Annotated in this window: 9 protein-coding genes and 2 pseudogenes; 2 read left to right on the top strand and 9 right to left on the bottom strand. The window is 38.0% G+C overall.

All coding sequences use genetic code 11. The features are described 5' to 3' along the window. Positions 1–165 precede the first annotated feature (165 nt). From ANA_RS11940 to ANA_RS24590, 5 genes are all read right to left on the bottom strand, one after another. Positions 166–1,554, bottom strand: coding sequence for a DUF1802 family protein (locus tag ANA_RS11940; RefSeq protein WP_015080317.1), 1,389 nt, complete (start codon positions 1,552–1,554; stop codon positions 166–168). A gap of 6 nt (positions 1,555–1,560) precedes the next feature. Beyond that, positions 1,561–3,501 (bottom strand): P-loop NTPase fold protein, encoded by a 1,941-nt coding sequence (locus ANA_RS11935; protein WP_015080316.1) that lies wholly within the window; start codon positions 3,499–3,501, stop codon positions 1,561–1,563. A 48-nt stretch (positions 3,502–3,549) separates the two neighbouring features. Then, on the bottom strand, positions 3,550–4,218 hold the full coding sequence (locus ANA_RS11930; protein WP_015080315.1) for a hypothetical protein: 669 nt from the start codon (positions 4,216–4,218) through the stop codon (positions 3,550–3,552). Between the two features lie 276 nt (positions 4,219–4,494). After that, complete coding sequence (locus tag ANA_RS11925; protein WP_015080314.1) at positions 4,495–5,892, bottom strand: sensor histidine kinase; 1,398 nt, start codon at positions 5,890–5,892, stop codon at positions 4,495–4,497. Between the two features lie 539 nt (positions 5,893–6,431). After that, positions 6,432–6,635 (bottom strand): hypothetical protein, encoded by a 204-nt coding sequence (locus ANA_RS24590; RefSeq protein WP_083881457.1) that lies wholly within the window; start codon positions 6,633–6,635, stop codon positions 6,432–6,434. Positions 6,636–6,836: 201 nt separating this feature from the next. Between ANA_RS24590 and larE the strand changes: the two genes are divergently transcribed. Then, positions 6,837–7,664, top strand: a complete 828-nt coding sequence (larE, locus tag ANA_RS11920) for an ATP-dependent sacrificial sulfur transferase LarE (protein WP_015080313.1) — start codon at positions 6,837–6,839, stop codon at positions 7,662–7,664. Positions 7,665–8,023: 359 nt separating this feature from the next. Beyond that, positions 8,024–8,151: pseudogene (locus ANA_RS27695) on the top strand (IS701 family transposase); the annotation flags it as partial. Here the strand turns inward: ANA_RS27695 and ANA_RS25375 are convergent. The 4 genes and pseudogenes from ANA_RS25375 to psbD form a co-directional block, all read right to left on the bottom strand. Continuing rightward, positions 8,149–8,286: pseudogene (locus tag ANA_RS25375) on the bottom strand (Uma2 family endonuclease); the annotation flags it as partial. The pseudogenes ANA_RS27695 and ANA_RS25375 sit on opposite strands and share 3 nt — an antisense overlap. Before the next feature lie 308 nt (positions 8,287–8,594). Continuing rightward, the gene (locus tag ANA_RS11910; protein WP_015080311.1) at positions 8,595–9,593 is read right to left on the bottom strand and encodes a hypothetical protein; all 999 of its coding nucleotides are present in this window, start codon (positions 9,591–9,593) and stop codon (positions 8,595–8,597) included. A 218-nt stretch (positions 9,594–9,811) separates the two neighbouring features. Continuing rightward, positions 9,812–11,194, bottom strand: coding sequence for a photosystem II reaction center protein CP43 (psbC, locus tag ANA_RS11905; protein ID WP_015080310.1), 1,383 nt, complete (start codon positions 11,192–11,194; stop codon positions 9,812–9,814). Continuing rightward, entirely contained in the window at positions 11,178–12,233 is a 1,056-nt protein-coding gene (gene psbD, locus ANA_RS11900; protein WP_015080309.1) for a photosystem II D2 protein (photosystem q(a) protein), read from the bottom strand. The genes psbC and psbD overlap by 17 nt, the downstream gene beginning before the upstream one ends. Positions 12,234–12,740 lie beyond the last annotated feature (507 nt).

Genomic DNA, 12,740 nt, shown 5'->3' with positions numbered 1-12,740 from the left:
AATTTATTGGTAAGAGGATGTTTTAAAAGTTTTTAATGTGTAAACAGACCCCTCTCCAAACCTCTCCCCTACCAGGGGAGAGGCTTTAAAACCCCCATTCCCTTGTAGGGAAGGGGGGGGAGGGGGGTTAGGTTTTTGGAGATTATGGGTTTCATATAATACTTTTCAAACAACCTCTAAGTCGCGCAAATAGTAAAAGCGATCTCTTTTCCAAAAATCTTCTTTAATTCTTCCCAAGTAGCCTGTTAATGGTGATGATAGTTCTATGAGAATGTCATATAATTCTCTATCTTCTAGCTTTTGTGGTGGATTATTATAAAGATATGCTATGCAAAGATTACTAAATTGAGCATCTTTAGTACCTGTCTTTTCTAGATGTTTTTTGACGAGTTGGATAATATGCGATCGCAATTTAATCTCTTTTTCTATTTTATCTATATATTCGTTAATTTTATCATCAATTTGTCCCGGTTCTAAGTATTGCTTTAATTCAATTAAGTTGATCGCACCGGGATATTTTGCTTTAAGTTCAACTAATTTTTGTAATGTCATAGCTTTGATAATACTGACTTTAGAGATTTGAGCCGATTCTTTCAAATTTTTAGTAGGTTCACCAGGTCCAATAATTAACCGCACAGCTTGAAGATAATTTTCTTGAAGATGTCTTTTACCAATTCTATCTAATTCTTCTACTGTGTTATGAGGAATGCTTTTACCTGCTTTACATTCGCAAACTAGAGAATAAGGTTGTGAACAATATAAATCTAAACCTCCAGCACCACCTTTATGATCTTCCTCTACTTTAAATCCTAAAAAATTAAGGCTTTTGCGTGTAACAATTTCAAAATTTGTACCTGCTTGATAGTTGCTTATAGTATCATCTTTTTCTATGCTTCTATCTCCTAATGTTGTAATTGTTTTTATCCAATCTAAATCAGAATCTATTGTATTTGTAGTTGTTGCATTACTCCAACCTAAAAATACTTTGATTTCATTGTCTAATTGTTGTGCTGCTGGGTTATTATTGGCTATTTGTGATAACGCACTTTGTAACTCTTCCAGTTCAGGATTTAGAGAAGGTTCTCGTTTTTCTAATTGTTGTTTACGTTGAACAAATACCTGATCACTTAATACGGGTTTATATTCAGATACAGAAATATTATTAGGTAAAGGTGCAAATTTTCCTAGTTTTTCTTGAATGTTGGGAATAGCTCGAATTTCCAAAGGTTCAGGTAAATGATAAACCCGCAAATAAGCCAGAAAAAAATGCGGACGGTTTTGTAATATTTCCTGAAATATTTCTGGTTTCCAGATTGTTAATTGAGATAACATATCTAAAGGAGTTGTTTGATCTAGAATTTCGCAAAGTTCACATTTAGCCCATGCTTTAATTGAAAGCATATTTACTGAAGTATCAACAGGATAAAGAGCAAATTTATGCCCATGAGTAAGCAATTTACTAGGTATAGCAGCAATAATTCGCCCTTGTATTAAAGCTTCAACATCGGGAGGATATAAACATAAGGCGTTATAGATTGAAACAGATTTATTCATAATTAATTAACCAAATAAATCACTTAAATCATCGGTATCTTCTGTTTCATTGATATTTGAAGGAGTGAGAAATTTATCTATAATATCTTCATCATCAATATCAGGCATATTACCAGATGGATCACTTAAAATCTCTTTCAGTAACAGATTATCAAAGGTAATATTATTCTTAGAAATACAATCAAAAATTTGTTCTTCTGTTAATTGATAATTTTCTCGCTTTTGATAAATAGCGAATATTGCTATAAGTGGACGAATTTGATCTTCTATTAAATCTACATTTTCTCCCCCTTTGTGTAAAATTAACTCATTAAGCAAACTATATGTTGCCGCTGTTTTTTTCATTTGTTTTATTTTGGAATGAGAACGCACTAAACAACCACGGGTTAAATCAAAAGTATGATAGTCATTTAACCGTTTTAAACACGCATTTAATGTAAATTGAGAATCTTGGACAACTGCTACACCAATTTTTACCTCTTTACCATTTTCATTACCAATAATTTTGAAGTTGATAAAGTTGTTGTTCTTGGATTTAGGTAGAATATCTTTGGTAATTTCTTGAATCATGACTTCTTCTAAAGTCTGTCCTTTTAAAGTATTAAAGCCAAAATATAGGGCTTCAGCTATGAGAGAACTATCCTCGATATATTTTTCAAATTTTACTTCACCTTCCCTTATAAATGCTAATTCAAACCTTTCAAATGGATCAGCAGGGAGTTTCTCTTCTTCAACCTTAAAGTTATCAGCACACCATCGCAAAGCTTCTCTAACAGTTGGTTTATTTTTACCGTATTCTCTCAGATGACTTTCTTTAAATGGGTAAAGTGTATGTGGAGGAATTAAGTTTTTTGAACTATAATATTCTCGTAACCACACCGTTGCTAACTGTACCATATAATCAGCACTAACAGGTTTTAAATCTATTGGTTTTCGTTGTGTAAATTTGGAAATTCTATCAGGCGTACCACCTTGAATGGAGTTTACTTTATCTCTCCATGTTTCTGGTAGCATTACCGTCAGAATAACTACACCTTGGCTAAGGTCTGAATTTTCCAAAGTATCATGGAGAATTTTCACGAAATTAGCAATTACACTTTCTGTTGGGAACCCATCCTCAGTGGAGTTATTTTTAACATCTATTTCATCAAAACAAATAATAATCGAGTTGTAATAACCAACTAAATTCAAAATTTGTTGAATATTTTTAAGAGCCTCAGCTTCTCTATCTTGATTAGTTTTACTAGGATTGGGTAATCCCAATTCATCAGCATTTAATTGAGCTAATTCTTCACCAGATAGCCATTTAATTGCATAAGGGGCTTGGGTTTCTGAAAGTGTCCATAGAATAGCTCGAATAATATAGGGATCTGCATCAGATTTATTTTTAATAATCTGTTTTTGCAGAGCATTCATGAGATTTTTATTTTTAGCTAAACTACTTTTATATGCCTGGTCAAATTTTTTGACTAACTCTGCTGGAGTAGTAGCATTTTCTCTACCTTCGTTGGCCATAGCTGCGGCTACTTCTTGCCATTGCATGACTTCTTGGCTACCAGTCTTACTGAGACTATCTGCTAAAGTTTGCTGAAATTGATACTTAACTAAATTTAAGTCTGTATAGTTATTACCACCTGCATAAACGAATAAAGCACCACCTACTTTTTCCAGTTCATGACGAATGCGACTCAAAAGATGGGTTTTACCAACTCCCTGCTGTGCAGTAATAGCAATTGAAGTTACTTTATCTTGACTAGATTGACTTTTGCGAACAAATTCAATGGCTTTAAAAACTTGATTAGAAGCATGGGCATTTAATGTGGGTACGTCGGGGACTCCTTTTCCCCAAACATCTTGTTCTTTAACAATCCCAGCGTTAGTAAATGGATTGTGACTATTAATTGCAGCATTAACGGCTTCTATGGGAGAAATAGGGGTATCTGTCATGGTGATTTCGTATGGTGCGAGGAACTAGAAACTGCGGGGATAATTTGATTAACTCAAGCGTTTAGCGTAAGAACGTAGTTGTGTACCAGGTATAGAAATTGAATCTTCCCGTTTATCAGAGGTAAAGTCTGGTATTTCTCCGGCAATTAGCTGCAAAATGTCATCAGCTTGCATTTCCACTAGCCATTGATTGAATTTTTCACGACTAACTTGTTCACCTATTTCTCTTCTAATGCGATAGATAGGTACTAAATCATCTAGGCTGTAGTCCCTGTTCAACTTGTCATAAATATCCAACGCGACAGACTTAAACTCCTCATAAGAACCAATCACCGCACCACCAGATGCAACCGGCGCAGCTACTACAACATCAATCTGACGCAACAATCGCAACAAAGAATTTCCTACCCAAGCACCAAGATTAGTATTAAACTCAAACTCATCACTACGCAAACCCGCTTTTAACACATCTAAGCCCGTCGGTGACGTGAGAGTATAACTGGTTGAAGATCCCTTTTTAGTAACAGTAACAGCCCCCTGTGCTTCCAAATCCTCTAAAATAGCTTGATAATCCGCTTTATTCTGACTCTTGGAGTCTATCCGCTTCGTCAATTTACCCCTAGCTACCTTCTGCTGACTTCCTCCTAAGTCCCACAACGCAAGCAGCAAGCGAGTTTTAGCATATAAAGTCTGTAAATTCTTGGCTTGGGCGTTCATATTCAGTATCCTACTTAACTAAAAAGATATTATAAGTATTTTATTTCTTACTTGGACAAAGTTCACATAATATTGACTATTTTGATGTAAATAAGACAAAAATCAATATTTTTTTTCTAGACAATTATCGGATTTGTAACCAATAAAATTACCAATTACCAAAATAAATCAATATTTATCCCACATACCGCAAATACACTGAGTAACGGTTTAGCACTGCTAAACCCCTACATTTATACTCAGGATTGGGATATTTTTTTTAGTTGGAAGTGGCAGCTAAAAAACTAGTCGCAGGGGAAATTGCATGATAAACGTGATGCGATTATTTGCACTTGCAACATGAATTAATCCATGCAAACGCTGTACCATTGTCTCTACCAAGATTAATTCTAAGCCAGTGTTCTGTGCTTGCCATGAGGAATGTTTGGGAATGCCGTAAAATGGCTGAAAGACTTGTGATAGTTCATGGTGAGGAATCTCTACACCAGAAATACTGATTTTTAATTCTACCGTGGCTGCATTCAAATCGGCGGTAACTGTAATTGATTCACCTGCGGGAGCGCATTGACAAGCTTGGTTGAGTAGCAAGGTAATAATTTTTTCTAAATCAGTGATATCTGTGGAGAAAGGGGGAATTTCTGTGGAAATATCCAGGTGTAACCGTTGTTGCTGACAATTGGTAACATCTCGAAAAGATTCAATAATGGGAGATAACCAAGTTGGAAAATCAATAGTAATTAAAGTAGGAGATTCCGAATGGGTTTTCAGATATGCAAAGCTGAGAAGATCGTTAAGTAATTTATTTTCTCGTCCACATTCATGATGGAGAATTTGTAATAGTTGAGATCCTATTTCTATATCTAAAATTCCCGTTGGTGTCATCAGACTTTCTAATGTTTGTACAGCAAGATTAATATTAGTAATCGGTGTGCGTAACTCTTGGGAAAGCTGTTTGAGAAATTCATTTTTTTGCCGTTCTTGTTTTTCTATTTCCTGAATCTGCGCTTTGGTTTTTGCCTGTAGTCGAGATTGACGAATTGCGATCGCACATTTATTAGCTATTTGCTGCAAAAAGGATATTTCTTGTTCTCCAAATTTTGCCTCTGTGTGCCAAATTAGCCAAATATTACCCAAAATGCCTCGATGATCAAAGATTGGACAAGCTAATTGATTCATCATCTGTAATCCAGAATAATGTCCTGGGACAATTTCTATAGATTGCCAAATTTGTTTTTGCAATAGAGATTGATAAATTTGAGGAAAATCAGCAATTACTGTGGTTAAGTCTTGAAAATGGGGTAAAGTAGCACTATATTCATAGGTAACTGTGGCAGAAGTTAAACAGGGATTATAAAGTTCAATTTGACAGCGATTAAGTTGTAATACATCAACTAATTCTTGAGTAATAATTGTTAATATCTTTCGATCATCTAGACTATCGCGGATGTGTTCAGTAATATGTTGAAGTAACGTCTGAAATTTCTGAATTTGCTGGATTTCTTGAATATGTTCCTGTCTTTCTGACTCCAATTGGATTTGTAAATATTCTACCTGCTGTTGTAATTGGGCAACGGATGTATCTATACTCAATTGCATAGATACTTCTGCACAAAATATAGATGGAGATGGTAATTGTGTCCATTTGGGGATGGATTTAACTTGATTTAGATTCATGTAGTAGTTAAGGAAAGAGGTAGTGGATAATTGGTGATTGGGGAAGAGGTAAGTGGAAAGAATACTTACTCATGACTGATCTTTCCATTTGCCTATTACCTATTCCCTAACTAAAAAATGACATTAGTACGGGTAAGTATACCAAATATTGTGTATTGCTGGTAACAACTATTGTGACAGTTTGTGAACAGGTACGTTAAGTTACAGCTAATCCCATGATACTATCCTACTGCATTGTCAAAAATTAATACTAATTTTTTATAAATCTGCATATAAAAAGCTTATACCCCACATTCCGCACTTCATTTTGTAGTACAGATGCAAGTGTAACAAGTAACAGAAACAGCTTAAATATAAACACATAACTAAATTGGCAATAAATATAGACAGTAATATAAAAATTGCCAACAAATTGAAATTAATAAGGTATTAACAATAAATTCAGAAGAAAAAATGAGAAAATGAGTCTGAATGAAATCAAAATACCAAAAAATATGAATTACCAAAAAGAAGAATTTGAGAGTAAAAACTTAGATCACTTAGGAATAATAGCAGGAATCATAAGTAGGTGAACGGAAAAAAACCGTAGACGCGGAGCGGCTTCTCGAAGAGTAATATGTAACGAAAAGTAAAATACCTACACCATTAATACCAATAAAAACGGTTGGTTCTTTTTTATCAAAATCTATTGTTAAATCACCAATTCCGCGAAAAGATTGCATTTGTAGCCGTTTAACTCTCATAGTTTTCAATAAAAATTAGCGAAGTTTATAACATTTCATCTCATCTTTGTAATTCACTCAGTAGCAAGTAAAGAATAGATTATGAAGAATATTATAATCCGTAGTTGACGTATGGGGCGAGAAATTCTCGAAAACATTAGTGATCTAATAACAACTAATGACTAAAATAGGAGTGGTTAGGCATTATGGGGTTTTAGGAAGATGAGTTGGACAGAAAAACTAGAGCAGTTAAAAGAGTTCTTTACAGAAATGGAGCAGGCTTTAATAGCCTATTCTGGCGGAGTTGACAGTACATTAGTAGCTAAGATTGCTTATGATGTGTTAGGCGATCGCGCTTTGGCTGTAACTGCGGTTTCTCCTTCTTTATTACCAGAAGAATTAGAAGACGCAAAAATTCAAGCCGCAACTATCGGAATATCTCATAGAATTGTCCAAACACAGGAAATGGACAATCCCAATTACACATCTAATCCAGTCAATCGTTGTTATTTTTGTAAAAGCGAATTACACGACACCCTCAAACCTTTGGCTTTAGAATTGGGTTATCCTTATGTGGTGGATGGTGTAAATGCCGATGATTTACATGATTATCGTCCCGGAATTCAAGCTGCAAAAGAAAGAGGTGCGCGATCGCCTTTAGCAGAAATTGGCGTAACAAAAGCCGAAGTTCGGCAAATTTCCCAACAATTAGGTTTACCTTGGTGGGATAAACCGGCGCAACCCTGTTTAAGTTCGCGCTTTCCCTATGGTGAAGAAATTACCATAGCCAAATTACAGCGAGTAGGAAGAGCCGAAATTTATTTGCGAAATTTAGGTTGGCAAAATTTACGGGTTCGTTCCCAAGGTGATACAGCCAGAATTGAATTATCACCAGATCAAATTAAAGATTTTGTTACCATGACAGATTTACCAAGTCTAGTATCTGTATTTCAAAACTGGGGATTTATTTATATAACTTTGGATTTAGAAGGTTATCGTAGTGGTAAATTAAATCAGGTTTTACCTCCAGTTGCTTTGCAAAAATCATAAACCTAAAACAGAACCTTGTCTAGATGGGCAGGGTTTGTTTTTAAGATTCGATTTTTAGCTACATCTTGATTAAATCCAGAAGTGTTGAATGTTAGGATTTTGATGATATTGTCCAAGTTGTGCATTGACATTGATGATACCAAATTTGAGCAGTTAATGACTCTATTCTCAATAGACAAGGGATTTTACCTGGCTAAAACCCAAACATTGTCAAGTTTTATTGGAGGATTCAACACTTCTGATATTGGAGTAAAAGCAAAAAATGTCAAGATATTAGGAGTTACTCATTGACAGAATAACAAAATCTTGCATTGATAAATATAGGTCGTCTACTTACGAGGTATCGGACAATCAGAAAAATTACGAAACCATCCACAGCGCAATGCAATCTAGACCTATACACCTTATTTTTACTGTCAGAGCCAAAGTTGGGGGGTGCAGTAGGTTAGCAGAGATATTGGGAGACGTTTCACATGATAGTGTGAATTTTTGTATAATATTCCTGTTCTGGTAAAGGTGTCATAATTTCCAAAGTTTCATCATCATAAGCCACTCTAGCCGCCCGATTTTCTCCCAAATCTTGCAGCAGATTCTCAAATTGTTGCCAACTGATGTTATACAGCGGTTTCCGCTCTTATGAGGTACAAAGTTGAATCATGAAACTCTTGTAGTGCGGGCATCTTGCCCGCTAGATATGTACCTCATAACACCGGGAAGTGCTGTAACTCTATCAGCGCGATGTTTGGTGATGATCATTTGTATATCTAAGAATAAAATACAAGTTAATTTAATATAGTAACTGGTAGAGAGGAAAGTTAAAACTAGGATTTACGCAAATGTGATACTAAATATTTTTTTAGGGTGCGTCAGACTCGATAACTCAGTAATAATGAATATATTTCCAACATCTGACACACCCCAAATTGTCAACTAGAATTGGTAAGAAATACCAAGAGAAAAAACAGGATAAATATTCAACCAATTCAGATCACTTTCTTGTTTTTTCCTTTCTGCTTCGATGTTACTATTAATTTCCGCTTTTATAGCATCCGTTGCATCTGGACCAAACCCAGGTGTTAATGATACCTTTGGGGAGCCAGAAAACATTGCCCCTAAATTTGCCGAAAATCCCCAACGTTTACCAGGCTTCACAGCATTACCCCAACCCAGTCCAATATATGGTGCTACACTATTTTCAAAGGAAACTTTAGCGTTCAATGATGTAAGCACAGTTTTGCTATTATAGTCTTTGCCATTGATATTAATAGTCACACCATTCTTGGGTTTTCCAGTTCCTTCTATATTATTGTCCTGAAATACTAAGCCTCCAGTCAAACGGAAACCGCCATTTTTCCAGGGATGGTAGTCAGCGAGGGTAGACACATTAAATAGGTTGAGGTTAGCTTTATAATCAACATCGGACAAGCTAATATCTCTACTTATACCTAAGCCATTAATGCCTAATTTAGCATTGACATTAGGTGTTATGGACTTAGTGACTGTTGCACCAACACCTAATGTACTAATTTCAGGTGTAATTGCCCAACCTCTAGTTTTTACAGAAGTTTGGCTCATTTCTTCGCTAGGTTTAGATTCTTGAGTAGGTTTTGACTCTCCCCCCTGTGGTTTTGATGGAGTAGAACGCTCAGTACAGCGAGAATTTAAAGGATAACTTTTGCAAAATATATCTAAATCCAGTGGTCTTTTTGCCAGTAAATCACCAGCACTATAACTGAAAGTTCCTGGTTGAGGATGAGTTTCAGTTTTTTCAGGAGTGATTGATGTGGCAATAACTTCATTTGTAACTACTGGCTGAGTAATTGGTTCTACAACAACTTCCTCAGCTATAACAACTTGATTTATTGATGTCCCCATTACCAAACCAGCAGCAACTGTTAATACAGATGTGCCGAACTTTAGCTTATTCATTGCTTAACCCTGAGTAAGATTGATTTGTTACATTATATATTAGCAGCAATGTTTAATTATTGTAAGTACCTGTGCAAAATTTATTTTAAATTTTTACTCTTACTTAATAAAGCTTAATGTGTGAACTTACACAGAAAACCACAAAAAAAGCCCTTGCGGTGAGGCAAGAGCTATCAAAAGCATTATATTGTCAGTAATGAAATTAAGCCCAGAAAAACCTAGTCGAGGTCAGGCATAAACATTACTGGTTCTGTTTCACGGTTAATACCCTTCTCAAAACCACCAGCAGCAGCCCGGGCGCGGCCTGCGTGCCATAAGTGACCAATCAGGAAGAAGAATCCTAAAACGAAGTGTGAAGTCGCCAACCAAGCGCGAGGAGACACATAGTTAAAGGAGTTAATTTCTGTAGCCACACCACCCACAGAGTTCAAAGAACCCAAAGGCGCGTGAGTCATGTATTCAGCAGCGCGACGAGCTTGCCAAGGCTGAATATCATTCTTGATTTTTTCCAAATCAAGACCGTTAGGTCCACGAAGAGGCTCTAACCAAGGACCACGAAAATCCCAGAAGCGCATGGTTTCACCACCGAAGATGATTTCACCAGTAGGAGAGCGCATCAAGTATTTACCTAGACCTGTAGGCCCTTGGGCAGAACCGACGTTAGCACCCAAGCGTTGGTCACGAATCAAGAAGGTTAAGGCTTGAGCTTGTGAAGCTTCCGCAGCCGTAGGACCATAGAATTCGCTAGGGTAAGCGGTGTTATTAAACCACACCATGACAGAGGCAATGAACCCCATCAAAGAAAGCGCACCTAAACTATAAGATAGGTAAGCTTCACCAGACCAAATGGAGGCCCGACGTGACCAAGCAAAAGGCTTGGTGAAGATGTGCCAAATACCACCGGCAATACAAGTGAAAGCAATCCAGATGTGACCGCCGATAATATCTTCCATGTTATCAACGCTAATAATCCAGCCTTCGCCACCGAAGGGAGCTTTAATTAAATAGCCAAAGATAACAGCGGGGTTGAGTGTGGGATTAGTAATCACACGCACATCACCACCACCTGGAGCCCAGGTATCATAAACTCCACCGAAGAACATAGCCTTCAGCACCAACAACAACGCACCACATCCTAAGATGATCAGGTGGAAGCCGATGATGTTGGTCATTTTGTTCTTGTCTTTCCAGTCATAACCAAAGAAGGCAGAGTATTCTTCTAGGGTTTCAGGACCACGAACGGCATGATAAATACCGCCAAAGCCTAGAACTGCGGAGGAAATCAGGTGAAGTACACCGACAACGAAGTAGGGGAATGTATCAAAAACTTCACCACCTGGACCAACGCCCCAACCCAGTGTGGCGAGGTGAGGAAGCAGAATCAAGCCTTGTTCATACATAGGCTTCTCTGGGACGAAGTGAGAGACTTCAAACAAAGTCATTGCTCCAGCCCAGAAGACGATTAAACCAGCATGGGCTACGTGAGCGCCAAGTAGTTTACCAGATAAATTGATTAAACGGGCGTTGCCAGACCACCAAGCGAAGCCGCTGGATTCTTGGTCGCGTCCACCACTAATAACTCTATTAGAGAGCGTTACCACGTGGGAGTACCTCCTCTGGGAATACGAACTGTTCGTGGGGTTGATCTTGAGGAGCCATCCAAGCGCGGATACCCTCGTTTAGTAAAATGTTTTTGGTATAGAAAGTTTCAAACTCTGGGTCTTCTGCTGCCCGTAATTCTTGGGAAACGAAGTCATAAGCCCGCAGGTTTAATGCTAAACCAACGATACCAATGGAACTCATCCACAAGCCTGTCACAGGGACAAACAACATGAAGAAGTGTAACCAACGTTTGTTGGAGAAAGCAACTCCGAAAATCTGTGACCAGAAACGGTTTGCTGTCACCATGGAGTAGGTTTCTTCAGCTTGGGTGGGGTTGAAGGCGCGGAAGGTATTTGATCCTTCACCATCTTCAAATAGGGTGTTTTCTACTGTCGCACCATGAATGGCACAAAGTAAAGCTCCACCTAAGATTCCCGCTACACCCATCATGTGGAAGGGGTTGAGTGTCCAGTTGTGGAAACCTTGTAGGAATAGGAGGAAACGGAAAATTGCGGCTACTCCAAAGCTAGGTGCAAAGAACCAGCTAGATTGTCCCAAAGGATACATCAGGAACACGCTGACGAATACGGCGATAGGACCGGAGAAAGCAAGAGCGTTATAAGGACGCAGACCGACGAGACGGGCGACTTCAAATTGGCGTAACATGAAGCCAATCAAACCGAATGCGCCATGTAGGGCTACGAAAGGCCACAAACCACCGAGTTGAATCCAACGGGTGAAGTCACCTTGAGCTTCAGGACCCCACAGGAACAACAGGGAATGCCCCATGCTGTTGGCTGGTGTGGATACTGCTACTGTTAGAAAGTTAGCTCCTTCTAAGTAAGAAGATGCTAGTCCGTGGGTGTACCAGGAAGTGACGAATGTTGTACCGGTCAGCCAACCGCCTAATGCGAGGAAGGCACAGGGGAATAATAATATTCCTGACCAACCTACGAATACGAAGCGATCGCGCTTTAGCCAGTCGTCTAATACGTCAAACCACCCTCTACTGGGGGCGCGTCCAACTGCGATGGTCATTTAACTAAAATCCTCGTTTTTTACTAAAATTGCCCCGTTTTTTTAAGCAGTGTTTCCACAGTTTTACTGATTTATATCATCTGCCGTGAGGAATTCAACGTTTTTTTTTACAAACCCAGCAGCCTTGCAGAAGCTAAGATTGTGAGAACTGACTACTTGACAAAGTGATCATTTCTCTTGACACTCCCCTCGGCTAAAGCCGAGGGGATTCTTAAGAGATGACGCTCTTAATATCCTTATTTCTAAGGTTCCCAGGCTCAACACATTTGCCCTTTAGGCGTGCTGATATCTCCTCAAGGTTTTTCGGGCGTAGACTTTCCCACAGTCCGGGGGTAGGTTTTTAAATCTTGTACTGATAACGGCATTTTACCATTTTTAGTGCAGGATAAATCCTGTTTCTAGCCTTCATCCCCTAAAGCACGAACATACTCAACTGCGTTGCTGTTTTTCAGTGGTTTTCGGCATTTACCTGATAAATTAGGCCATGATTAGCTACCGTTAACCGGC

Source organism: Anabaena sp. 90 (assembly GCF_000312705.1).
In the GTDB taxonomy this organism is placed as follows: Bacteria; Cyanobacteriota; Cyanobacteriia; order Cyanobacteriales; family Nostocaceae; genus Dolichospermum; species Dolichospermum lemmermannii.
This window is presented reverse-complemented; position numbering and strand designations above follow the sequence as displayed.

Excerpts from the sequence above, each read along its gene's own strand:
- ANA_RS11940 (WP_015080317.1), bottom strand. The coding sequence starts at position 1,554 with ATGAATAAATCTGTTTCAATCTATAACGCCTTATGTTTATATCCTCCC.
- ANA_RS11935 (WP_015080316.1), bottom strand. The coding sequence starts at position 3,501 with ATGACAGATACCCCTATTTCTCCCATAGAAGCCGTTAATGCTGCAATT.
- ANA_RS11930 (WP_015080315.1), bottom strand. The coding sequence starts at position 4,218 with ATGAACGCCCAAGCCAAGAATTTACAGACTTTATATGCTAAAACTCGC.
- ANA_RS11925 (WP_015080314.1), bottom strand. The coding sequence starts at position 5,892 with ATGAATCTAAATCAAGTTAAATCCATCCCCAAATGGACACAATTACCA.
- ANA_RS24590 (WP_083881457.1), bottom strand. The coding sequence starts at position 6,635 with ATGAGAGTTAAACGGCTACAAATGCAATCTTTTCGCGGAATTGGTGAT.
- larE (WP_015080313.1), top strand. The coding sequence starts at position 6,837 with ATGAGTTGGACAGAAAAACTAGAGCAGTTAAAAGAGTTCTTTACAGAA.
- ANA_RS11910 (WP_015080311.1), bottom strand. The coding sequence starts at position 9,593 with ATGAATAAGCTAAAGTTCGGCACATCTGTATTAACAGTTGCTGCTGGT.
- psbD (WP_015080309.1), bottom strand. The coding sequence starts at position 12,233 with ATGACCATCGCAGTTGGACGCGCCCCCAGTAGAGGGTGGTTTGACGTA.